This is a genomic window from Rhodococcus sp. OAS809 (assembly GCF_040546695.1).
Classification (GTDB): Bacteria; Actinomycetota; Actinomycetes; order Mycobacteriales; family Mycobacteriaceae; genus Rhodococcus_F; species Rhodococcus_F qingshengii.
This window is the reverse complement of sequence record NZ_JBEPOI010000002.1, coordinates 220,626-242,137: the sequence shown is the minus strand read 5'-3', so window position 1 is coordinate 242,137 and position 21,512 is coordinate 220,626. Positions and strand designations below refer to the sequence as shown.

Genomic DNA, 21,512 nt, shown 5'->3' with positions numbered 1-21,512 from the left:
AAGGACCGCCCGTCAGCTTCGAACGAGAATCAGGAGCCGATCAGCCGTGCGGCCAGGTAGCTTTCCACCTGATCGAGGGCGACGCGTTCCTGCGCCATGGAGTCACGCTCACGCACCGTCACAGCCTGGTCTTCGAGAGTGTCGAAGTCGACCGTGATGCAGAACGGTGTGCCGATCTCGTCCTGGCGACGGTAACGACGACCGATGGCGCCGGCGTCGTCGAACTCGACGTTCCAATTCTGACGCAGCTGCGCTGCAAGATCTTTGGCCTTCGGCGTCAGGTCCGCGTTACGCGAGAGCGGCAGAACGGCAGCCTTGACGGGAGCGAGTCGACGATCCAGGCGGAGCACTGTGCGCTTGTCGACGCCGCCCTTGGAGTTGGGCGCCTCGTCCTCGGTGTAGGCGTCGACCAGGAAGGCCATCAGCGAACGCGTGAGACCGGCCGCCGGCTCGATGACGTACGGCGTGTACCGCTCGCCCGTCGTCTGGTCGTAGTAGTTCAGCTCGGTGCCCGAGTGCTTGGAGTGCGTCGAGAGATCGAAGTCGGTACGGTTCGCGATGCCCTCGAGCTCGCCCCATTCGCTGCCCTGGAAGTGGAAGCGGTACTCGATGTCGGTCGTGCCCTTCGAGTAGTGCGAAAGCTTTTCCGGCGCATGCTCGTACAGACGCAGGTTGTCCTTGTTGATACCGAGGCCGGTGTACCAGTCAAGGCGGTAGTCGATCCAGTACTGATGCCACTGCTCGTCCTCGCCCGGCTTGACGAAGAATTCCATCTCCATCTGCTCGAACTCACGGGTGCGGAAGATGAAGTTGCCGGGGGTGATCTCGTTGCGGAAGCTCTTGCCGATCTGGCCGATGCCGAACGGCGGCTTCTTACGCGAGGTGGTCAGCACGTTGGCGAAGTTCACGAAGATGCCCTGTGCGGTCTCGGGGCGAAGGTAGTGCATGCCCTCTTCGCTCTCGACGGGGCCGAGGTACGTCTTGAGCATCATGTTGAAGTCGCGCGGCTCGGTCCACTGGCCGACGGTGCCGCAATCGGGGCAACCGATGACATCCATCGAGACGTCGTCCGGGTTGTCGAGCTTCTTCTTCTCCGCGTACGCCTCCTGCAGGTGATCCTGACGGTGACGCTTGTGACAATTGAGGCACTCGACGAGCGGGTCGTTGAAGACACCGACGTGACCGGACGCGACCCACACCTCGCGGGGCAGGATCACCGACGAGTCGAGGCCGACGACGTCCTCGCGGCTGGTGACCATGTTGCGCCACCACTGGCGCTTGATGTTCTCCTTGAGCTCGACACCCAATGGGCCGTAGTCCCATGCGGACTTGGTACCGCCGTAGATCTCACCGCAGGGGTAGACCAGGCCTCGCCGCTTGGCGAGATTGACAACGGCTTCGATCTTGGACTTGGGTGCCACTCGATTGCTCTCCATCTGGGTAATAGATGCATGATTTTCGTGCGCTTTTCGCACCATCAGCCTATCTGGCGGCTGCCACGCACTTCCGTCCAAGGTTGACATGCATACTTGTGCATATCAAAATGAAAGTGATTTGCAATAATGTGGTGAGATGGCTATGCCCGGACATCATGATCTACCCCTCGAAGGAGCCTCGCTGTGAGCATTGCGGATACCGGCGATCTCCACAAAAGCCATGATCATTCCGACCTCGGACACACGCACGACCCGTTCGAAGCCGCACCGCCCGCGCCCGTGCCGCCCAAGGAAACCCTGGCGGCAGCCGGCGAAATTCTGCGGGCGCTCGCTGCACCCGTTCGGATCGCGATCGTGCTTCAGTTACACGAGTCGGAGCGTTGCGTTCACGAACTCGTCGGAGCTCTCGGTGTCACTCAGCCACTCATCAGCCAGCATCTGCGCGTACTCAAAGCAGCGGGCGTCGTCCGCGGCGAACGCAACGGACGAGAAGTTCTCTATCGACTCGTCGACGATCACCTCGCACACATCGTCGTCGACGCTGTCGCCCACGCCGAAGAAGGATGAGATTCCACCGCATGAACACCCCGGGCAGTACGACCTCGAAACGTGGACCGGCCACAGTCGGCGTTCGTTCCACGAAACAGCGCAGCGCCATCTCCGCCCTGCTCGACGACATCGACGAATTCAAGTCGGCTCAGGAATTGCACGACGAACTGCGCAAGCGAGGTGAAGGCATCGGCCTGACCACCGTCTACCGCACGCTGCAGGCACTCTCCGACGCCGGAACCATCGACGTCCTACGCACCGACTCAGGTGAGTCCGTCTACCGACGCTGCTCCTCCGGGCACCACCATCACCTGGTGTGCCGCAACTGCGGATTCACCGTCGAGGTCGAGGGCCCGACGGTCGAGCAGTGGTCACAGACCATCGCCGAGGACAACGGTTTCACCGAAGTGAGTCACACCGTCGAGATCTTCGGCACCTGCCGCGACTGCGCCGCCGCCTGAGAGCGTCAGGGAATCAAACCCTGCCGGGCGGTATCGGCACCGGTGAGCGCCAGTAGCAACATCGTGGTCAGTGCCTCGTCGTCCAGTCCGGCGGCAGGGAACGTGTAACGCAGGATGACGTCCGCCAGACTGCCGTGGCCGAACACCGCGATGGAGCCGAATTGGATGGTGCGATTCCGCTCGGCCACCTTGCGATGCAGTGCCGCGCTCACCGGTCGGTCCCATGCGAGAACACACGTCATGGACAGCACGTCCAGACCCTCGGACAGATTCATCGCCTGGATGGAACACAGCGCGCCGGAGTACTGGAAACCCAGTGATCCGTCGGCAGCCACATCGACCGTCACGAAATGCGCCAGCGAGGCGGCCGCGCGTTCTTGTAGGCGGGCTGCTTCGTCGGTGGTGTCGGTCATGTTCTCCCCTGTCATTTGACGCCACCGAATCTACGGTCGCGTGAGGCGTACTCGACGCAGGCGGCCCAAAGGTCGCGGCGGTCGAAATCGGGAAACAGCTTCTCCTGGTACACCATTTCGGCGTAGGCGGATTGCCAGATCAAGAAATTGGACGTCCGCTGTTCCCCCGACGGACGCAGGAAGAGATCGACGTCGGGCATGTCGGGTTCGTCGAGGTACTTGGCAACCGTCGCCTCGGTGATCTTGTCCGGATTGATCTCACCGGCCGCGACACGCTTCGCGATTTCCTTTACCGCATCGGCAATTTCGGCCCGGCCGCCGTAGTTCACACACATGGTCAAGTTCATGACGGTGTTGTTCTTGGTCAGTTCTTCGGCGATCTCGAGTTCCTTGATCACGCTGGCCCACAGGCGTGGCTTACGACCGGCCCAGCGAACACGCACACCCATTTCGTTCATCTCGTCGCGTCGACGGCGGATGACATCACGGTTGAAGCCCATCAGGAATCGAACCTCGTCGGGACTCCGCTTCCAGTTCTCGGTGGAGAAGGCGTAAGCGGAGAGCCACTCGACACCCATCTCGATGCACCCGCAGACGGTGTCCATCAGGACAGCTTCGCCGCGTTCGTGCCCGGCGGTTCGGGGCAGACCGCGCTCCTGCGCCCATCGTCCGTTGCCGTCCATCACCAAAGCGACGTGGCGCGGGATCAGTTCGGTCTGCAGGATCGGCGGGGTCGCCCCGGACGGATGTGGGTCCGGTGGTCGGATCACCCGGTCAGCAGCAGAATCAAGCGGAGTTCGCGGTTCGCGTCGTCGAATCACGTGTTCCATCCTGCCTCACGGGCAAGTCGACCTCGACGGCTGCATGCGGCCTCGAACGCTCGATCAGCGGCAACGTCCGCAATTGGCGCTCGAGATGCCACTGCAGGTGTGCCGCGACCAGTCCGCTGGCTTGCGTCCGCAGCGTCGCGGGCGCCGAATCGGTACCCTCCCACTCCCCTCGGAGCAGGGCTTCCATCAAGTCGAGCACTCCGGGCGACGGCGTCGCAGCACCCGCCGGGCGGCAATAGGTACACACGGCTCCGCCTGCGGCGACATGAAAGGCCCGGTGCGGTCCAGGAGCACTGCAGCGGGCGCACTCTTCGAGGGCAGGCGCCCAACCCGCATAGCCCATGGCTCTCAACAAGAACGCGTCGAGCACGAACTCGACCGGTCGTGCCTGCTCGGCGATCGCACGCAGTGCTCCCACCGTCAATCGCTGAAGCTGCGGGGCCGGCGCGCGTTCCTCGCCGGCCAACCGCTCGGCAGTTTCGAGTACGGCGCAGGCCGTGGTGTACCGGCTGTAGTCGTCGACGATGTCGGTGGCGAATGCGTCGACCGTCTGCACCTGAGTGATGATGTCGAGATTCTTGCCCGGAAGTAGTTGCACGTCGATGTGAGCAAACGGTTCGAGTCTGGCACCGAATTTGGAGGTGGTTCGGCGGACACCTTTGGCCACGGCACGTACCAACCCGAACTGACGGGTGAGCAACGTGACGATGTGGTCGGCTTCGCCCAGTTTGTGCAGGCGCAGCACCACCGCCGTGTCTCGATACAACCTCACTCGACCAGTGTCCCACGTTGTACCGACGACCGATCCCGATGCCGCGCCCGATGACAAGTCGGAAACACGGCAGGTCCGTCCGGATAGACTGGCGCGATGCCGAGCGACGCAATTGCGCAACCTGTCACTGCAGAGTTGACCGGTCGCGAAGCGCGGTGGGAGCGACACAACTCCGAGCGTCAGAAACGGATACTCACCTCGGCGGTCGAACTGATCGAAGAGCGTGCGGCAGGTGCCGAGGTGTCCGTCCAGCAGATCGCCGATCGTGCCGGCCTCGCCAAGTCGGTGGTGTACCGCCAATTCAGCGGCCGAGACGACCTCGATCGACGAGTCCGAGCGTTTGTGCTCGGCCAATTTGCGGCGGCCCTGGACGCGTCGATGAGCATTTCGGTAGGCACTCTCGACCAGATCCTGACCCGAACCATCAGCGCCGTCGCCGAGTGGATCACCGAGCATCCACGGATTCACGAGTTCATGGGTACCGGCCCCACCGACTACGACGACGAGAGCATCGACGCGATCAGCAGTCTGAAGGCCACAATCGCCGACTCCGCCCGCACCACTATCACCGAAGTCGGTCGATCCGTGGGGATCGACTCCTCACCCTTCGATTCACTACCGTTCGCAGTGGTGACAATGGTCGAGGGCACGCTCACCCACTGGGTCCGAAGCACCGATCCGAAACCGAGCCGCGAAGAGATCGTCGCCGACCTCGCGAAATACACCTGGTACATGTTCGACGGCGTTGCCCGCTCGAGCGGACTACAGATCGATCCCCATGTCGAATTGTCCACGCTCATAGCCGAGCTGGTGTCCTCCGACGGAGGAACTTCGCGGCCGGACTAGATCCGGGTCTTGTCGGAACGCTTCGGCTCGCCGCGGTAGCGGGCGTAGTCGCCGTCGATGCGCAGCTTTCGCCACGCACGCTTCGACACCGGATTCATCAATCCGAGTTCGTCTGCCAGGGCTCGCATTTCACCGAAGTAGTTACCCAGGATGCGGCGTGAATGCGGGCTCCCCCAGAAGGCGCTCTTCATCACCTCGTCCGGGATTCCGAATTCTTCGGCGAATTCCTTTGGCGGTGACATGATTTCGCCCGCAAGCCAACGCATCGCGCCGGGGAAGGCGACCGATGTGATGGCTCGACTCGTACGACTGAGTCTGGGGACGTGATTACGCAGGAACTCGTGAGCAAACGAGATGTGTCTCGCTTCTTCGGCGATGTGAATCTCCATGGTGCGGAGCATCGCCGGCGGCGTGTCCTTACCCTCGCGGATGAGATCCTTCTGGAAGTGGTCGATCGGTTCTTCACCAGCCAGAATGCCGATGAAGAAGATGACCGGGAACTTTGCTCCCAGCACTCCGATGATCGGCGACAGCCGCCGGAACATCGGACGCATACCCGGCACGTCGATGTCCATGCGATTGACGAGTTCCTGGAACATCTGGATGTGATTGCACTCTTCGGTCATCTCGTGCAGGCAGTACCGGAACTCAGGCGACTGGTTGGGTAGCGCCATGATGTATTGCAGCATTCCCCGGATCAAGATGCTCTCGAAGGCCGAACCCACCTTGGTCACGTTCGCCTGACGCCACATTCCCATGGCGATTCGACGCTCCAACGACTGATCCTGGTACCACTGCGTCGCCCCGAGGGGGTCCGACACGGACGAGAGCACCCATCTCGGATCATGCGGATCGATCGCGAACTCTGGTGAATCCCAGTCGATGTCGAGATAGGGATCGAAACTGCGGGCAACTGAGCCCTCGGACAAAGTCTGCAGTACCTGGTGGTACGGCTTTTCCACTTCGATCGACGCTGACCGAGCCATCGGTGTCTCCTCACGGCCAGTCCGTCGATTGCAGTCGACGGACTTGAATGAGGTCAAACATAATGGGACACCGCGTCCCACGCAACCCCCTCGGGGGCCTATTTCAGGCCCGACGCAGCGGGATGATCTCGCGAACCTTCTCGTCCCGGAGATACAGTCCCGCCCACATGACGATTCCGGTGTAGACGGCAAACAGGGTCGTGCTCAGCAGAGGCTGTTCAGCTCGAAGGTTGGTCAACACCGCTCCCCCCAGGTAACCGGTGAGCAGAATCGCGCCGAGTATCGACGTTCGCGGAATCACGTACAGCGCAAGGCAGATCAGTTGCACCACCCCAGCCGTCAATGCCAGCGAGTCCGGCAACCCAAGTTCAGCCGACGCATCCTTGACTGTCTGAAGGTTGAGAATGTGGATGATGCCGTCGAAGAGCATGAAAACGACGAACAGCCCACTCAGGACGTATCCGAGCTTGCGAGCCGTGGCCGAAGGTGTCGTCGTCGGGGCGTTACCGGAAACAGTTTCGTTGTGGACGGGCTGGGTGGTCATCGGAATCTCCTGGGGCGAAGGCGAGCGGCCGGTTGCCACTTCGCTTGCAATTACGACTCCCGAGCAATCGAAAACTCATCGCGCCGGCCGTTACAACGCACCCGGCGTTCAGGACGATTCACCTCACGTGGTCTGATGGACGGTGACACGGGGTGCCGAAAAAGTCGGCTGAGATCAGACCCGATGAACCTGACCAGTTAGCACTGGCGGAGGGATGTCGACATGACCGAACAGCAATTTCAGCGCGCACTCAGCCTGGACGAGCAGATCGTTCTGATCACCGGTGGCGCCCGCGGGCTCGGCGCCGCACTGAGCCGAGCATTCTCCCGCTCGGGCGCCCGCGTAATCGTGAACTACAACAAGAGCCGCGATGCCGCCGAGGCCCTGGTCGCCGAACTGGGTGAGGATCGCACCTTCGCAGTCCAGGCGGACGTGACGGACCGCAGTTCCGTCGACCAGTTGTTCTCCGCTGCACGCGAGAGATTCGACGCACCGATCTCGACCGTGGTCGACAATGCACTGGTTGACTTCTCGTTCAACGGCGATGCACGGCCGAACGCGGACACGATCACCTGGGCCGACTTCGACTCTCAACTACGCGGAGCTGTTGCCGGAACACTCAATACCACCCAGGCAGCGCTACCAGGCATGCGCGAACTCGGCTTCGGCCGAATCATCACTGTCGGAACCAATCTGGTCCAGAATCCGGTAGTTCCGTACCACGACTACACCGCTGCCAAGGCCGCACTGTTGGCACTGACACGGACGCTGTCCGCCGACCTCGGTCCGGACGGGATCACAGTCAACATGGTCTCGGGCGGCTTGCTCCGCACCACCGATGCGAGCGCCACAACACCGGAAGCCGTGTTCGACATGATCGCGGCAAGCACTCCCCTGCGCCGAGTCACCACGCCGGACGAATTTGCCGACGCTGCACTCTTTTTCGCCTCCCCATGGTCGCGGGCCGTGACCGGCCAGAACCTGGTTGTCGACGGCGGACTCGTCAAGAACTGATGGGCGCACAGCTGCGGATAGGTGCGTTCCTGCTCGGGTGCGGACATCACAGTGCGGCATGGCGTCATCGCGACTCACCGGTCGAAAGTCTCGGCGACATAACGTATTACGAGTCGCTCGCCCAGATCGCCGAACGCGGCAAGCTGGACGCCGTCTTCTTCGCTGACGGTCACAGTGTTCGCGAACCCGAGTCGGGTGCGTCGTGGTTTCTCGAGCCGATCACCGCATTGACTGCCATGGCACGAGCGACAGCGGACATCGGCCTGGTGACCACCATTTCCACCACTTTCTACACGCCGTTTCACGCGGCGCGACTGTTGGCCTCGCTCGACCACATCAGCGGCGGACGGGCCGGCTGGAACGTCGTGACCTCGATGTTCGACCAGGAGGCGCGCAACCACGGACTCGAGGCGATGCCCGATCATGCATCCCGATACGAACGAGCCGACGAATTTGTCGAAGTGGCCCTCGCATTGTGGGATTCATGGTCGGAAGACGCGCTGATTCTCGACCGGTCGGGGCGTTTTGCCGATGCAAACAGGATTTCTCGAATCGATCACGACGGCAAACATTTTCGGGTGGACGGGCCGTTGACGGTTCCGCGCTCCCCGCAAGGCCGGCCGGTGTTGTTCCAGGCCGGGGCGTCCGAGCAGGGTCGCGATCTGGCGGCGCGTCGCGCCGAGGCAATCTATTCGGTTGCCTACGACTTACCCAGCGCACAGACCTACTACGCGGACGTGAAATCGAGAATCGAGCGAGCCGGCCGGGATTCGAGTTCGGTCGCCGTCATGCCGGGACTGGTCACCTACGTCGGCAGCACCGTCGCCGAGGCCAGGGCGAAGAAGGCCGAACTCGATCTCCTGCTGCCCGCCGAACAGTCGATACGCCAACTCTCGTTGTTCACCGGACAGGATTGCGAGAACTGGGATCTCGACGGGCCCGTGCCCCCGTTGCCTCCACTCGAAGCGTTCACCGGGCCGCAGGGCCGCTACGCCACTATTTTGCGGATCGTCGAGAAGGACGCACCGACTGTGCGGGAACTCCTCGGGACGCTCGCTGCGGGTGGTGGTCACGCAACGATGATCGGAACACCGGAGTCGATTGCCGACGAGATGGGATCCTGGTTGAACGGCCGCGGTGCCGACGGTTTCAATCTGATGCCGCCGACCTATCCGCAGGGTCTGGAAGATTTTGTCGATCACGTGATTCCGGTGCTGCAGGCGCGTGGGTTGTTCCGTCGCGAATACGAGGGAGCGACTCTGCGAGAAAACCTCACCTAGTCCGGCAGTAGCGGCACCGACAGGTCCGGATCGCGTCCCAGGAGCACTCCCCTCGTAAGGGCCGCGGAGCCGAACTTCTTCCGGACACTGTCCATTGCCGAGTCGAGGGCGGCAGTGTCCGGACCCGCGAATCCTGGACCGTCGAAGGGCAATTCGAGTTGTTCGGCGCCGTCCCGATCCAGGTTGGAGACAGCGACGCCGATCAACGTGATGCCCTTGTCCGCGATCATCGGTATCGCTTCGTCCAGCAGCACCATCGAGGCGTTCAGCAATTCCGCTGTGTCGGCGGTGGACCGGCGCAGCGTGTGAGATCGAGTTGCCCGCGTGAAATCCGCGAAGCGGAGCCGGAGCGTGACCGTGCGCCCCGTCCGCTGCGCCGAACGCATGCGTCGACTGACACGGTCGACAAGGGACATCAACGACGCATCGAGTTCTGCGCGGGGATGGGATCCGCGACCCAGCGCATGCTGAGCACCCATCGAACTGCGGCCACGATAGGCGCGGACGGGGCGCGGATCTCGATTGTGTGAGAGTGCGTAGAGATGGCGACCGGCGCCGCCCCCGAGAATCGAGACGATCGAGGATTCGTCGTGCCGCGCGATGTCACCCACCGTCACGATGTCGAAGTTTCGCAGCTTCTGGGCCGTGATCTTGCCGACGCCCCACAGCTTCTCGACCGGCAAGGGATGCAGGAACTCGGTCTCGCCCTCCGGCGGCACTCGCAGCAATCCGTCGGGTTTCGCGAATGCACTGGCGACCTTGGCCAGGAACTTGGTGCGTGCGATTCCGACCGTGATCGGTAGTCCGACCTGCTCGGCCACATCGCGTCTGAGGTTGGCTCCGATCTGCAGCGGGTTTCCCACGATCTTGGCGAGCCCGCCGACCTCGAGAAAGGCCTCGTCTATGGAGATTCCTTCGACCAGCGGCGACGTGTCGTGAAAGACGTCGAACACGTCTTTGCTCGCCTGCGAGTACGCCGACATTCGCGGAGGGACGACTATCGCCTGAGGACACAGTGATCGGGCCTGACCACCGCTCATGGCTGTGCGAACCCCGAACGCCTTGGCCTCGTAGCTTGCCGCCAAGACCACCCCACCACCGACGATGACCGGCCTGCCGGCCAGAGTCGGGTCGTCGCGTTGCTCGACTGATGCGTAGAACGAATCGAGGTCCGCATGCAGGATTGTTGCGTCACCTGTGGACCGACTACCGCCAGAATGATTACCGCCGGAACGAGTATCGCCGGGGTGCTCACCTGGCGTTTCTTGGTCCAGCGGTTCATATGACACGAACATATGTTCCCATGACCCACCGACACTGCGTAAGGTTCGGAAATAGATTCCATGGAATTAATCACGAATCGGACGTACGGTGAAAGAATGATTCCATGGAATGCATATCGGTTCGGAGTCTGCTCGTGACCAGATCAGCCCTGAGCAGGCACTTCGACAACCTCGTCCGCTTCGAAACCGAACTGTGGACGGCCGTCGACCAGCGACTCCGAATCGAGCACGACCTGCCACTAAGTCGATTCGAGCCGATGCAGATCATCGACAGGCTCGGCTCCTGTCGGGTCTTCGACATCGCCGAGGCCCTCGCGATCACCGTCGGTGGCACGAGCAAGCTGGTGGATCGAATCGAAGCGGCTGGACACTGCCGTCGAAAATCCAATCCCACCGACAAACGATCCTCACTCATCGAGTTGACTCCCGAGGGCAATGAGCTGTTGCGGCGGGCGAAGGCAACGTTCGACGACGAATTGGAGCGCCGTCTCGGTTCCGTGCTGACGCCCGACGCTCTCGATCGGTTCGGCGCCACACTGGCCACGCTGCGTGAAGCCAATCGAAACCTGACACCGACCACGAAGGAAAAAGCATGACCGACACAATGCGCGCAATCGTGCTCGACGCCCCCGGCCCGCCAGAAGCATTGACTATCAAAGTGATTCCGATACCGGTGCCGATTGCGGGCTGGGTACTGGTCCGGGTGAAGGCTTTCGGCCTCAATCGATCCGAACTTCACACCCGCCTCGGCCTCGCCGAAGGCGTGACATTCCCGAGGGTGCTGGGCATCGAGGCCGTCGGCGAAGTGGTGAACTGCCCCGGCGGGGAGCTCACCGAAGGCCGGCAAGTCGCCGCCATGATGGGTGGGATGGGGAGGACGTTCGACGGCGGTTATGCCGAGTACACGTGCGTTCCCGTCAGTCAGGTCGTTCCCTTCTCGAGCGAACTGGACTGGTCGACAGTGGGAGCTGTTCCCGAGATGCTGCAGACGTCCTACGGCTCGCTGACGGTAGGACTGGACGCGAAATCCGGTCAATCCCTGTTGATCCGGGGAGGAACCTCCTCGGTCGGCATGGCAACCGCAGTCCTGGCGAAGCAGTGGGGACTCACTGTCCTTGCGACCACCCGAGATGCGAACAAAGCGTCGTCGTTGACCGCGATCGGGGTTGACCACGTTATCGTCGACGACGGTGCTGTGGCCGGCCAGGTTCGAGACATCCTCCCGGGCGGTGTTGATCTGGCCCTCGAATTGGTCGGAACACCAACACTTCCCGACACGTTGCGCGCGACCCGCGTTCACGGCACCGTGTGTTTCACGGGAATGCTGTCCAACGAGTGGACAGTCAAAGACTTTTATCCGATCGACTACATTCCACGCGGAGTGCGATTGACCTCGTACGGTGGGGACGCGTCCGACCTGCCTGCCGGCGTACTGCAAGACTTCCTCTCCGCTGTGGCGTCAGGCGAGGCGGTGGTACCGATCGACGAGGTGTTCGCGTTCGAGGACATCGCGCGAGCACATGCCAAGATGGAAGCCGGTACGGCACGTGGCAAATTGGTAGTTGTGCTCTGACCTGGCTTCTCACACCACGAATCGATAACCCATTCCTGCCTCGGTGATCAGATGCTTGGGGTTCGCCGGGTCATCCTCGAGCTTCCGACGAAGTTGAGCCAGGTAGACACGTAGATAGTGGGTCTCGGTGTCGTACGCCGGTCCCCACACTTCCCGAAGCAACTCCTTCTGCCCGACCAGCTTTCCGCGGTTGCGCACAAGCATCTCGAGCATGCCCCACTCGGTCGGAGTCAGGTGCACCTGTTCACCGCGCCGACTCACTGTTTTCGCAGCCAAGTCCACCGTGAAGGACGCGGTCTCGACCGACGGTTCCGAAGTGTCCGCCGCGGAGGTTCCCCGCCTCGCCGCAGCGCGCACGCGGGCCAGAAACTCGTCCATCCCGAAGGGCTTGGTGACGTAGTCGTCCGCACCGGCGTCGAGAGCCTCGACCTTGTCCGCGGAATCCGTGCGCGCCGACAGCACGATGACCGGCGCCGTGCACCAGCCACGCAGGCCGGCAAGCACTTCGGTGCCGTCCATGTCGGGCAGTCCGAGATCGAGTACCACGACGTCCGGTGGACGCTCGGCAGCAGCCCGCAAGGCACCGGCGCCCGTCGACGCGGTCACCACCTCGTACCCGCGCACCGAAAGATTGATACGCAGAGCTCGCAGAATCTGCGGTTCGTCGTCCACTACCAGGATTCGACTCATGATCCATTCCCATTCGTACCGGCCGCAGCCAACTCCACGATCATCGTCAATCCCCCACCAGGTGTGTCTGTGGCGCTGACTGTTCCGCCCATCGCATCGACAAATCCGCGCACCACGGAAAGTCCGAGGCCCACTCCGCCGGTGTTGTCGCGATCTCCCATCCGTTGGAACGGCTGGAACATCGTTTCGGCCTCACCTCGCGGAACACCTGGGCCCGTATCGGCAACACTGATCACCACACGATCACCGAGTTGCGCCGCCCCGACGCGCACCGGGGTTTCTCCCCCGTAGCGCAGAGCGTTGTCGACGATGTTCGCAATCACCCGCTCGAGCAGACCTTGATCTGCCTGCACTGCAACGGTACCCACGTCGACGACTACACTTCGAGCCCGCGAATCCGAGCGTCCACCGATGCCGAGGCCCAGCAACGCGCGGTGAACCACCTCGTCCAGATACACCGGCCGCAGCGTGGGTTTCACCACCCCGGCGGCAAGTCGGGACGAGTCGAGCAAGTTCCCGACCAGCGCCGTCAACTGATCCGCCGACTCCTCGATGGTTGCCAACAATTCAGCGGTGTCTTCGGGCGAGAACTCGATGTCGTCGCTGCGCAGACTCGACACCGCCGCCTTCACTCCGGCGAGAGGCGTTCGCAGGTCATGGCTTACCGCTGACAGCAGGGCTCGACGCAGTTGATCAGCCTCGGTGAGCGCGGCAGCCTTGCTCGCCTCGACTGTCAGTTTCTCCTGGCGGATCATCCCAACTGCTTGGTGAGCCACCACCGTCAGCACTCGTCGATCCCGCGCACTCAGGTCGGGCCCAGCCAACAACAGCGCGTATTCCCCGTCGTTGACCTCACAGACCGTATCCGCTTCGTCGTCCGTGGTCGGCGGCTGCGTACCCACGGCGGCGATGACTCCGTCGTCGTGATGAATGACGGAAACCCCTCGCTGGCGATAGATTTCGAGTGCCTTCGCCAGAAGTGTCGACAGATCCGCTCCGCGGAGAACTGATCCCGCGAACAGTGTGAGCAGTTCGGCTTCCTCGGATGCGCGCTTCGCCTCGCGGGCGCGCTTTGCTGCGGCGTCGACCAGAACGGCAACTGCCACAGCCACGATCAACAGCACGACAGTGGTGATGAAGTTGTCAGGTTCGGCGATGGTGAAGCTGTACCGCGGATCGGTGAAGAAGTAATTGAGCAGCAGTCCCGAGATCAGGGCCGACAATATCGCCGGGCCGACGCCGCCGAGGAGGGCGACCAGAACGACCACGACGAAGAACAGCGCGTTCTCGCCGTTGACCCCGGAGATTCGGTCGACGAGACCCATGATCGCGGCCGCGAGCGAAGGCACGACGATCGCCGCAATCCACGACAGGACCCGGCGCTCCGAGCGCCCCAGCACCGAAATGCGTCGTCGCGCCGTCGCTTCCTCGTGCGTGACCATGTGAACGTCGATACCACCGGACTGCTGAACCACCGCAGCGCCGATCCCCTCGTCGAGGATGCGAGCCAGGCGGGAACGCCGCGACGTTCCCAGCACCAACTGTGTGGCGTTCTCCTCACGCGCGAACTCGAGGAGCGTCGACGGTACGTCGTCACCGACAACGGTGTGAAGCGTGGCGCCGACTCCGACAGCCAACGCGCGCACCTTGCCCATCTCGGGGGCCGAGACGCCGGTGAGTCCGTCACCGCGTACGACGTGGACCACCATCAGCTCGGCGCTCGACTTCGACGCGATTCGAGATGCGCGTCGTACCAGGGTTTCCGACTCCGGTCCCCCGGTCACGGCAACGACGACACGCTCGCGCGCTTCCCAGGTATCGGTGATCTTGTTCTCGGCCCGGTATTTCGCCAGTGCGGCGTCCACCTGATCGGCCACCCACAGCAGAGCCAGTTCGCGTAGCGCCGTGAGGTTTCCGCGTCTGAAGTAATTGCCCAAGGCCGCATCGACCCGTTCTGGTGAATACACGTTTCCGTGAGAAAGTCTGCGGCGCAGCGCCTCCGGGGTGATGTCGACCAGCTCGACCTGCGCCGCACTACGCACTACCGCGTCCGGAACCGTCTCCTGCTGAACCACGCCGGTGATGTGCGCGACAACGTCGTTGAGGCTTTCGAGGTGTTGCACGTTGACCGTGGACAGAACGTCGATCCCGGCTTCGAGCAGTTCCTGTACGTCCTGCCAGCGCTTGTGATTCTTGCTCCCTGGCGTGTTGGTATGTGCCAACTCGTCCACCAGGACAAGGGCCGGACGCCGAGCCAACACGGCCTCGACGTCCAGTTCCGGCATCCGTGTTCCGCGATAATCCACCAGCTTGGGCGGCACTGTTTCGAGGTCTCCGATCTGCGCCGCGGTGCGGGCGCGGCCGTGTGTCTCCACGACGGCCGCGACCACGTCACAGCCACGATCTCGACGCCGATGAGCCTCACCGAGCATCGCGAAGGTCTTTCCGACGCCGGGCGCAGCGCCGAGGTAGATACGCAATTCACCACGTTTGCGTGCCCTACCGAAAGATTGACCGACCTTCTCCGAAGAACTCACGTGACAATCATCCACCAGTCGTCGGTGCAGCACACGTAGGTGCCGTCAATCCGAGTGCCAGGTTCAATTCCAGTACGTTGACTCGCTCGGCTCCGAGAAATCCGAGTTGCCGACCGTCGGTGTGCTCGGCCACCAAGTCCCGCACCTGGTCTTCCGAGATGCCGTTGTTGGCCGCCACCCTCGCGACCTGCAGTTCGGCGTACGCCGGACTGATGTGGGGATCGATACCCGAGCCCGAACCGGTGACTGCGTCGACGGGAACCGATGCCGGGTCGACACCCTCACGTGCCGCGATGGCTGCCCGGCGCTCGATGACGAATCCGGCCAGAATCTCGCTGCTCGGCCCCTGGTTGGACGGCAGTGCCGCAGCGGGATCACCGGTGGCAAACGGATCCTCGTCCGAAACGGATCCGACAACACGATTGTGGAAGAACGGGTCCTGCTGCCCTTCGGCGACCTGCGGATCGACACCCACCCAGGCACTGCCGACCACGCAACCGGTGGCATCGGTGACCGGTGAGCCTTCGGCAGATCCGGAGCTGATCCGGCTGACACCCCACACCGCGGCGGGATAGACCACACCGAGAACGACGGTGAGCGCGAGCAATACGAGCAAACCCGCCCACACCTGTTTGGCAAAACCGATAGTGAAACGCATGTCAGGTCACCCAATTCCAGGAATCAAACGTACGACGAGATCGATCAACCAGATACCGACGAACGGTGTGATCACACCGCCGAGACCGTAGACGAGCAGGTTACGTCCGAGCAACTGCGATGCCGTCGACGGTCGGTATCGAACACCCTTGAGTGCCAACGGAATCAAACCGATGATCACCAAGGCGTTGAAGATCACGGCCGAGACGATCGCCGATTCGGGGGTGGCGAGACGCATGATGTTCAACGCGTCCAGCTGCGGGTAGATGCCGCTGAACAAGGCCGGCAGGATTGCGAAATACTTCGCCAGGTCGTTCGCCAACGAGAATGTGGTCAACGCGCCGCGGGTGATCAGCAATTGCTTGCCGATTTCCACCACCTCGATCAGCTTGGTGGGATCGGAATCGAGATCGACCATGTTCCCGGCCTCTTTGGCTGCCGAGGTTCCCGTGTTCATCGCGACCCCGACATCCGCCTGGGCAAGGGCGGGAGCATCATTGGTCCCGTCACCGGTCATCGCGACGAGACGTCCGCCTTCCTGTTCCTTCCGGATCAGGGCCAGTTTGTCTTCCGGGGTGGCCTCCGCCATGAAGTCGTCGACGCCCGCCTCGTCGGCAATCGCCTTCGCGGTCAACGGATTGTCGCCGGTGATCATGATCGTGCGAATACCCATCGCCCGGAGTTCGGCGAACCTGTCAGCCATTCCCGGCTTGACGACGTCGGACAACGCGATCACGCCGAGGATCGAGGTACTCTCACCATGCTTGACGGCAACTACCAGCGGCGTTCCGCCCGCTTGGGCGATGTCGTTCACGGTGTCGGTCACCGCGCTCTCCGCGTGTCCACCGCCACTGACGACCCAGTTCATCACCGCATCTGCTGCACCCTTTCGGATTTGGCGTCCGGAGTGGTCGAGTCCGCTCATCCGGGTTTGTGCCGTGAACGGAACGAACTCTGCGCGTTCCTCGTCCAGCGTCGGCTCGGCAGCGAGACCGAACTCCGCTGCGCACAGCTCGACGATGCTCCGTCCCTCGGGAGTTCCGTCGGCAAGGCTCGACAAGCGAGCTGCCGCAGCAAGATCGTCGGCGGATACACCGGGCGCCGGATGGAGTGCGGTGGCCCGGCGGTTACCGAAAGTGATGGTTCCGGTCTTGTCCATCAACAGGGTGTCGATGTCGCCCGCAGCTTCCACCGCGCGCCCCGACATCGCGAGAACATTGCGCTGGACGAGGCGGTCCATGCCCGCGATACCGATCGCCGAGAGCAGCGCTCCGATGGTCGTCGGGATCAGGCAGACGAGAAGTGCGATCAGCTTGATCGGATCCTGCTCGTGCCCCGCGTACAAGCCCATCGGGCCGATGGCTACGACGGCGAGGAGGAAGATGACGGTCAACGACGCGAGCAGGATGTTGAGCGCAATCTCGTTGGGTGTCTTCTGACGTGAAGCACCCTCGACGAGCGCGATCATCCGGTCCACGAACGAACTGCCCGGTGCTGCGGTGATTTCCACGACGATGCGGTCCGAGAGAACCGTCGTACCACCGGTGACGGCGCACCGGTCACCACCGGATTCACGGACCACCGGCGCGGATTCACCGGTGATCGCCGATTCGTCTACGGAGGCAATACCTTCGACCACGTCGCCGTCGCCGGGGATGACCTCGCCGGCAACCACTATCACCCGATCGCCGACCACCAGTTCGGTGCCGGAAACCGATTCGATCGCACCGCTCATCGTGATCCGATGTGCTGTGGTGTCCTGCTTCACCTTTCGCAGGCTCGCCGCCTGCGCCTTGCCGCGCCCTTCGGCCACGGATTCGGCGAGGTTCGCGAAGATCACCGTGAACCAGAGCCACAGGGTGATCACCCAGGAGAACACCGAGGGATCGGCGATCGCCATGACAGTGGTGATGACGGAACCGACCAACACCACGAACATGACCGGGTTGCGGGCGAGGTGGCGTGGGTCGAGTTTGCGCACGGCCCCCGGCAACGCGGTGATCATCTGCCGCGGGTTGAAAACGCCTGCGTGTACTTGACGGGACTGCCCTGGATCAGCCTTGTCGGCGGCGTCTTGCGCTACCACGGGTTTCTCACTGATACGCACGGTCATTGAAGAGCCTCCGCTAGCGGGCCCAGCGCGAGGGCCGGGAAGAATGTAAGTGCAGCAACAAGAACGACGGTGCCGGTCAACAAACCGGTGAACATCGGTCCGGACGTCGGGAGGGTGCCGGCCGTCGGCGCCACCTTCTTCTGCGAGGCAAGAGCACCGGCCAAAGCGAGAACGAAGATGATCGGCAGGAATCGGCCGAGAAGCATGCAGATTCCGAGAGACGACTGGAACCAGTCGCTGGTGACCGTCAGACCGCCGAAGGCGCTGCCGTTGTTGTTGGAGGCGGAGGCGAAGGCGTAAAGCACCTCACTGAACCCGTGGATCGATCCCGGCGTGCCCGGATCTCCCCCATTGCCTTGATAACCGGTGGTCGAACCGAGGATGACGGTGATGGCGGTACCGATCAAGACCAGCGCGGGCATGACCAGAATCGACAGCGCCGCAAGGGTGATCTCGCGTCGACCCAACTTCTTGCCGAGATATTCGGGCGTGCGACCGACCAGCAGTCCGCCGACGAACACTGCGATCAATGCCAGCACAAGAATCCCGTAGAGGCCGGTTCCGACTCCACCTGGCGCAATTTCGCCGAGCAACATGTTGAGCAGGACCGCGCCGCCGCCGAGGGGTGACATGCTGTCGTGGGCCGAGTTCACCGCGCCCGTCGACGTTCCCGTGGTCGCCACCGCGAACAACGCCGATCCGGGGATTCCGAAGCGAACTTCCTTGCCCTCCATCATCGAACCAGCTGCTGTGGCGGCAACACCGCGTGCGCCGGATTCGGCAGCGAGCGTGACTGCGAGCAGCCCGCTCCACAGGATTCCCATCACTGCCAGCAGGGTGAGGCCTTGCCTACGATCCCCGACGAGAGTTCCGAACGTTCGGGTGAGGCAGACCGGAATCAACAGGATCGCCAGGATCTCGACGACATTGCTCAACGGGGTGGGGTTCTCGAACGGGTGCGCCGAGTTGGCAGCCAAGATCCCGCCACCGTTGGTGCCGAGTTCCTTGATCGCTTCCTGGGACGCGACGGGGGCCAGTGCATTGGTCACCGCATTGCCGTCGAGGCCGGTGGAGGCGAAACCGCTGTGGAACGACTGGATCACACCCTGGCTCAACAGGATCAGGGCGATCACGAAGGCGAACGGGAGGAGGATGCGCAGAGAACCACGCGTCAGATCGACCCAGAAGTTGCCGATCTCGCCGCCCCTGGCCACCCGAATGAAGCCGCGAACCAATGCGATGGCCACCGCCATGCCGACCGCTGCCGAGACGAAGTTCTGCACCGCCAGACCGACGGGCTGAACGAAGTTGCTCATCGTCGTTTCCGGCGTGTACGACTGCCAGTTGGTGTTCGCCACAAACGAAATCGCGGTGTTGAACGCTACGGCGGGACTGACCCCGGACAGACCGTCACTGAGCGGCAGTACTCCCTGAATCCGTTGCAGGAAGTACAGGAACAATGCGCTGGCCAGCGAGAATCCGAGAACGCTTGCGGCGTAGCCGTACCACGTCTGCTCGGCCCTGGAGTCGATCCGACCGACGCGGTAGATCACACTCTCGACCCGAAGATCTCGCGTCGACGAGTAAACACGCGCCATGTAGTCGCCCACCGGAACGTAGGCGATTGCCAGAACGACGAGGACAAAAGCGATCTGCAGGCCGGCTGCAAGAGCGGGCGACATCAGAACCTCTCAGGATCTACGAGTGCAACGAGCAGGTAAATGACCAATGCCGCGGCGACGGCGATCAGAACCACGCTGACCACACCGGCAACCGTCATTTGGGAGCGCTCGCCTGTAGGGCGCGCAGTACCAGCGCGCACACGAGAAAACCGCCGAGAATCAGAGCAACGTAGGCCAGATCGGCCATGAGCTTCCCTCTTCGAAATCTTTTGCCGTGCTGCTGTGCATCGCAGCCATGACGCGCGGTCGCCCTCGACCGGATGCGCTCTCTCAGCTTCGACCTCCGGAAAGGCCGATTCCGCGTCTCTGACGATCCGCTTACGCACTGACCTGGCGTCTTGACGCGATCTTGACGCGAAACCGAAGTTCACTAATACTGAAACAAGTTACTGTTCGTTCGAACGAACAGTTTTGCGAAGGGAACCTGATGACTTCTCGAACCGACCACGATCTCGCCCCCGGTCTTGTCGACCAGGTTGCGAGTCTGGCCTCGGGCGCCACCTCGTCCGTCGCGGCCACGGAGGCAACGCTGAGCCGGATCGAGGCCACTCAGCCTCACCTCAATGCGTTCAAGATCGTGCGGCGAGAGAAGGCACTCGAGGAAGCTGCCGAGGCCGACAGACGTCTCGCACTCGGCGAGCGTCTGCCGCTGCTCGGTGTGCCGATCGCAGTGAAGGACGACGTCGACATCACCGGCGAACCCACGGCCTTCGGTTGCCCTGGCGATTTCCCGGCCAAGACCGAGGACTCGGAGATGATTCGACGCCTCCGCGACGCCGGCGCAGTGATCGTGGGCAAGACCAACAGTCCGGAATTGGGCCAGTGGCCGCTCACGAGCGGTTCAGCCTTCGGTTACACGCGCAATCCGTGGTCGCGTCACCACACTCCAGGCGGATCGTCGGGCGGCACCGCCGCGGCCGTCGCCGCCGGATTGGTCAGCGCCGGAATCGGTTCCGACGGTGCCGGTTCCATCCGAATCCCTGCGGCCTGGACCAACCTCGTCGGAATCAAACCGCAGCGCGGGCGCATCTCAACCTGGCCCGACGCCGAAGCGTTCTACGGCCTGACGGTCAACGGACCGCTCGCTCGCACCGTCGCCGACGCGGCACTGCTGCTCGACGTCGCTGCCGGCAACCATGACGGCGACCTCCACAAGCCGACACCGGTGACGGTCAGCGACGCGGTGGGACGCGACCCCGGAAAGCTGAAAATCGCTCTTTCCCTTCGTAATCCGTTCACCGCCACTCCCGTGAAGCTGGACCCGGAAGTGCGCCTGGCCGTGCATTCGATCGCCGAAACGCTGCGGGAACTCGGACACCATGTCGTCGTCGACGATCCCGCATACGGCCTGATCTTCGGCCTGAACTTTCTGCCCCGCTCGCTCGTCGGGGTCCACGACTGGCTCGGACGCGTTCCCGACCCGAAACTGGTCGATGCCAGAACACGCGGAAATGCCCAGAACGGCAAGCTACTTCGCGGCGCACCTCTGCGCGCGGCCCGCGCGGCCGAGCCGCGGATGCGAAAGCGGATCGGAGCGATCTTCGACACCTACGACGTCGTCCTGGCACCCACGACGGCAACTCCACCGATCATGGCGACCGCGATCGACGGCATCGGTGGCTGGGACACCGACAAGGTCATGACCGGCGCCTGCCCCTACGCGTGGCCGTGGAACGTCCTCGGCTGGCCCTCGGTCAACGTGCCGGCCGGATTCAGCAAGGCCGGCCTGCCCATCGGTGCGCAGTTGATGGGCAACGAGAACACCGAACCTCTGTTGGTCTCCCTCGCTTCACAGTTGGAATCGGTCCTGCGTTGGGATCAGGTCCGACCCGAGCCGTGGTGGTGA

Annotated in this window: 21 protein-coding genes and 1 riboswitch; of the genes, 8 read left to right on the top strand and 13 right to left on the bottom strand. The window is 62.8% G+C overall.

What is annotated here, in order from left to right; all coding sequences use genetic code 11:
• Window positions 1–29: 29 nt before the first annotated feature.
• Entirely contained in the window at window positions 30–1,421 is a 1,392-nt protein-coding gene (locus ABIE52_RS04275; RefSeq protein ID WP_003944491.1) for a glycine--tRNA ligase, read from the bottom strand.
• Window positions 1,422–1,619: 198 nt separating this feature from the next.
• On the opposite strand from ABIE52_RS04275, the gene ABIE52_RS04270 reads away from it, so the two are divergent.
• Window positions 1,620–2,003, top strand: coding sequence for an ArsR/SmtB family transcription factor (locus ABIE52_RS04270; protein WP_003944457.1), 384 nt, complete (start codon window positions 1,620–1,622; stop codon window positions 2,001–2,003).
• A gap of 11 nt (window positions 2,004–2,014) precedes the next feature.
• Window positions 2,015–2,446, top strand: a complete 432-nt coding sequence (locus ABIE52_RS04265) for a Fur family transcriptional regulator (RefSeq protein WP_192712970.1) — start codon at window positions 2,015–2,017, stop codon at window positions 2,444–2,446.
• A gap of 5 nt (window positions 2,447–2,451) precedes the next feature.
• Here the strand turns inward: ABIE52_RS04265 and ABIE52_RS04260 are convergent, their stop codons facing one another.
• From ABIE52_RS04260 to recO, 3 genes are read right to left on the bottom strand one after another with little or no spacing between them, the layout of a single operon-like run.
• Window positions 2,452–2,874 (bottom strand): YbjN domain-containing protein, encoded by a 423-nt coding sequence (locus ABIE52_RS04260; RefSeq protein WP_019749000.1) that lies wholly within the window; start codon window positions 2,872–2,874, stop codon window positions 2,452–2,454.
• Window positions 2,871–3,689 carry an isoprenyl transferase gene (locus ABIE52_RS04255; RefSeq protein WP_003944543.1) on the bottom strand — a complete coding sequence of 273 codons (819 nt, stop codon included), beginning with the start codon at window positions 3,687–3,689 and terminating at the stop codon, window positions 2,871–2,873. Before ABIE52_RS04255 ends, ABIE52_RS04260 begins: the two co-directional genes overlap by 4 nt.
• A complete protein-coding gene (recO, locus tag ABIE52_RS04250) occupies window positions 3,646–4,461 on the bottom strand; it encodes a DNA repair protein RecO (protein ID WP_029255636.1) in 816 nt (271 codons plus the stop codon). The genes ABIE52_RS04255 and recO overlap by 44 nt, the downstream gene beginning before the upstream one ends.
• Window positions 4,462–4,557: 96 nt before the next feature.
• Between recO and ABIE52_RS04245 the strand changes: the two genes are divergently transcribed.
• Window positions 4,558–5,307: a TetR/AcrR family transcriptional regulator gene (locus tag ABIE52_RS04245; protein WP_007731095.1), complete on the top strand. Its 750-nt coding sequence runs from the start codon at window positions 4,558–4,560 to the stop codon at window positions 5,305–5,307.
• On the opposite strand, the gene ABIE52_RS04240 is transcribed toward ABIE52_RS04245, so the two are convergent.
• Together ABIE52_RS04240 and ABIE52_RS04235 are read right to left on the bottom strand one after the other, a co-directional pair.
• Entirely contained in the window at window positions 5,304–6,293 is a 990-nt protein-coding gene (locus ABIE52_RS04240; protein WP_003944493.1) for an AurF N-oxygenase family protein, read from the bottom strand. The genes ABIE52_RS04245 and ABIE52_RS04240 overlap by 4 nt on opposite strands.
• A 103-nt stretch (window positions 6,294–6,396) precedes the next feature.
• On the bottom strand, window positions 6,397–6,837 hold the full coding sequence (locus ABIE52_RS04235; protein ID WP_192712969.1) for a DoxX family protein: 441 nt from the start codon (window positions 6,835–6,837) through the stop codon (window positions 6,397–6,399).
• Window positions 6,838–6,975: 138 nt separating this feature from the next.
• A riboswitch (TPP riboswitch) is annotated at window positions 6,976–7,069 on the top strand.
• Between ABIE52_RS04235 and ABIE52_RS04230 the strand changes: the two genes are divergently transcribed.
• Window positions 7,060–7,851 (top strand): 3-oxoacyl-ACP reductase, encoded by a 792-nt coding sequence (locus tag ABIE52_RS04230; RefSeq protein ID WP_192712968.1) that lies wholly within the window; start codon window positions 7,060–7,062, stop codon window positions 7,849–7,851. (Overlaps the previous riboswitch by 10 nt.)
• Entirely contained in the window at window positions 7,851–9,131 is a 1,281-nt protein-coding gene (locus tag ABIE52_RS04225) for an LLM class flavin-dependent oxidoreductase (RefSeq protein WP_192712967.1), read from the top strand. The genes ABIE52_RS04230 and ABIE52_RS04225 overlap by 1 nt, the downstream gene beginning before the upstream one ends.
• On the opposite strand, the gene dinB is transcribed toward ABIE52_RS04225, so the two are convergent.
• The gene (gene dinB / locus ABIE52_RS04220; RefSeq protein ID WP_082920632.1) at window positions 9,128–10,426 is read right to left on the bottom strand and encodes a DNA polymerase IV; all 1,299 of its coding nucleotides are present in this window, start codon (window positions 10,424–10,426) and stop codon (window positions 9,128–9,130) included. The genes ABIE52_RS04225 and dinB overlap by 4 nt on opposite strands.
• Window positions 10,427–10,548: 122 nt before the next feature.
• On the opposite strand from dinB, the gene ABIE52_RS04215 reads away from it, so the two are divergent.
• The gene (locus ABIE52_RS04215) at window positions 10,549–11,010 is read left to right on the top strand and encodes a MarR family winged helix-turn-helix transcriptional regulator (RefSeq protein ID WP_030536603.1); all 462 of its coding nucleotides are present in this window, start codon (window positions 10,549–10,551) and stop codon (window positions 11,008–11,010) included.
• Complete coding sequence (locus tag ABIE52_RS04210) at window positions 11,007–11,987, top strand: zinc-binding alcohol dehydrogenase family protein (protein WP_042924097.1); 981 nt, start codon at window positions 11,007–11,009, stop codon at window positions 11,985–11,987. Before ABIE52_RS04215 ends, ABIE52_RS04210 begins: the two co-directional genes overlap by 4 nt.
• Before the next feature lie 9 nt (window positions 11,988–11,996).
• On the opposite strand, the gene ABIE52_RS04205 is transcribed toward ABIE52_RS04210, so the two are convergent.
• Genes ABIE52_RS04205 through kdpF form a run of 6 tightly spaced genes read right to left on the bottom strand, consistent with a single transcriptional unit; the run spans window position 11,997 to window position 19,764 of the window.
• On the bottom strand, window positions 11,997–12,677 hold the full coding sequence (locus ABIE52_RS04205) for a response regulator (RefSeq protein ID WP_003944545.1): 681 nt from the start codon (window positions 12,675–12,677) through the stop codon (window positions 11,997–11,999).
• Window positions 12,674–15,214: a sensor histidine kinase gene (locus tag ABIE52_RS04200; protein WP_003944466.1), complete on the bottom strand. Its 2,541-nt coding sequence runs from the start codon at window positions 15,212–15,214 to the stop codon at window positions 12,674–12,676. The genes ABIE52_RS04205 and ABIE52_RS04200 overlap by 4 nt, the downstream gene beginning before the upstream one ends.
• Before the next feature lie 7 nt (window positions 15,215–15,221).
• A complete protein-coding gene (locus tag ABIE52_RS04195; RefSeq protein ID WP_192712966.1) occupies window positions 15,222–15,872 on the bottom strand; it encodes a potassium-transporting ATPase subunit C in 651 nt (216 codons plus the stop codon).
• 6 nt (window positions 15,873–15,878) lie between these two features.
• Window positions 15,879–17,984 carry a potassium-transporting ATPase subunit KdpB gene (kdpB, locus tag ABIE52_RS04190; RefSeq protein WP_192712965.1) on the bottom strand — a complete coding sequence of 702 codons (2,106 nt, stop codon included), beginning with the start codon at window positions 17,982–17,984 and terminating at the stop codon, window positions 15,879–15,881.
• On the bottom strand, window positions 17,981–19,666 hold the full coding sequence (gene kdpA / locus ABIE52_RS04185; RefSeq protein ID WP_166502425.1) for a potassium-transporting ATPase subunit KdpA: 1,686 nt from the start codon (window positions 19,664–19,666) through the stop codon (window positions 17,981–17,983). The genes kdpB and kdpA overlap by 4 nt, the downstream gene beginning before the upstream one ends.
• Window positions 19,666–19,764 (bottom strand): K(+)-transporting ATPase subunit F, encoded by a 99-nt coding sequence (gene kdpF, locus ABIE52_RS04180; protein ID WP_007731078.1) that lies wholly within the window; start codon window positions 19,762–19,764, stop codon window positions 19,666–19,668. Before kdpF ends, kdpA begins: the two co-directional genes overlap by 1 nt.
• A 329-nt stretch (window positions 19,765–20,093) precedes the next feature.
• Here kdpF and ABIE52_RS04175 point away from each other — a divergent pair, with 329 nt between their 5' ends.
• Window positions 20,094–21,512 carry an amidase gene (locus tag ABIE52_RS04175; RefSeq protein ID WP_136471195.1) on the top strand — a complete coding sequence of 473 codons (1,419 nt, stop codon included), beginning with the start codon at window positions 20,094–20,096 and terminating at the stop codon, window positions 21,510–21,512.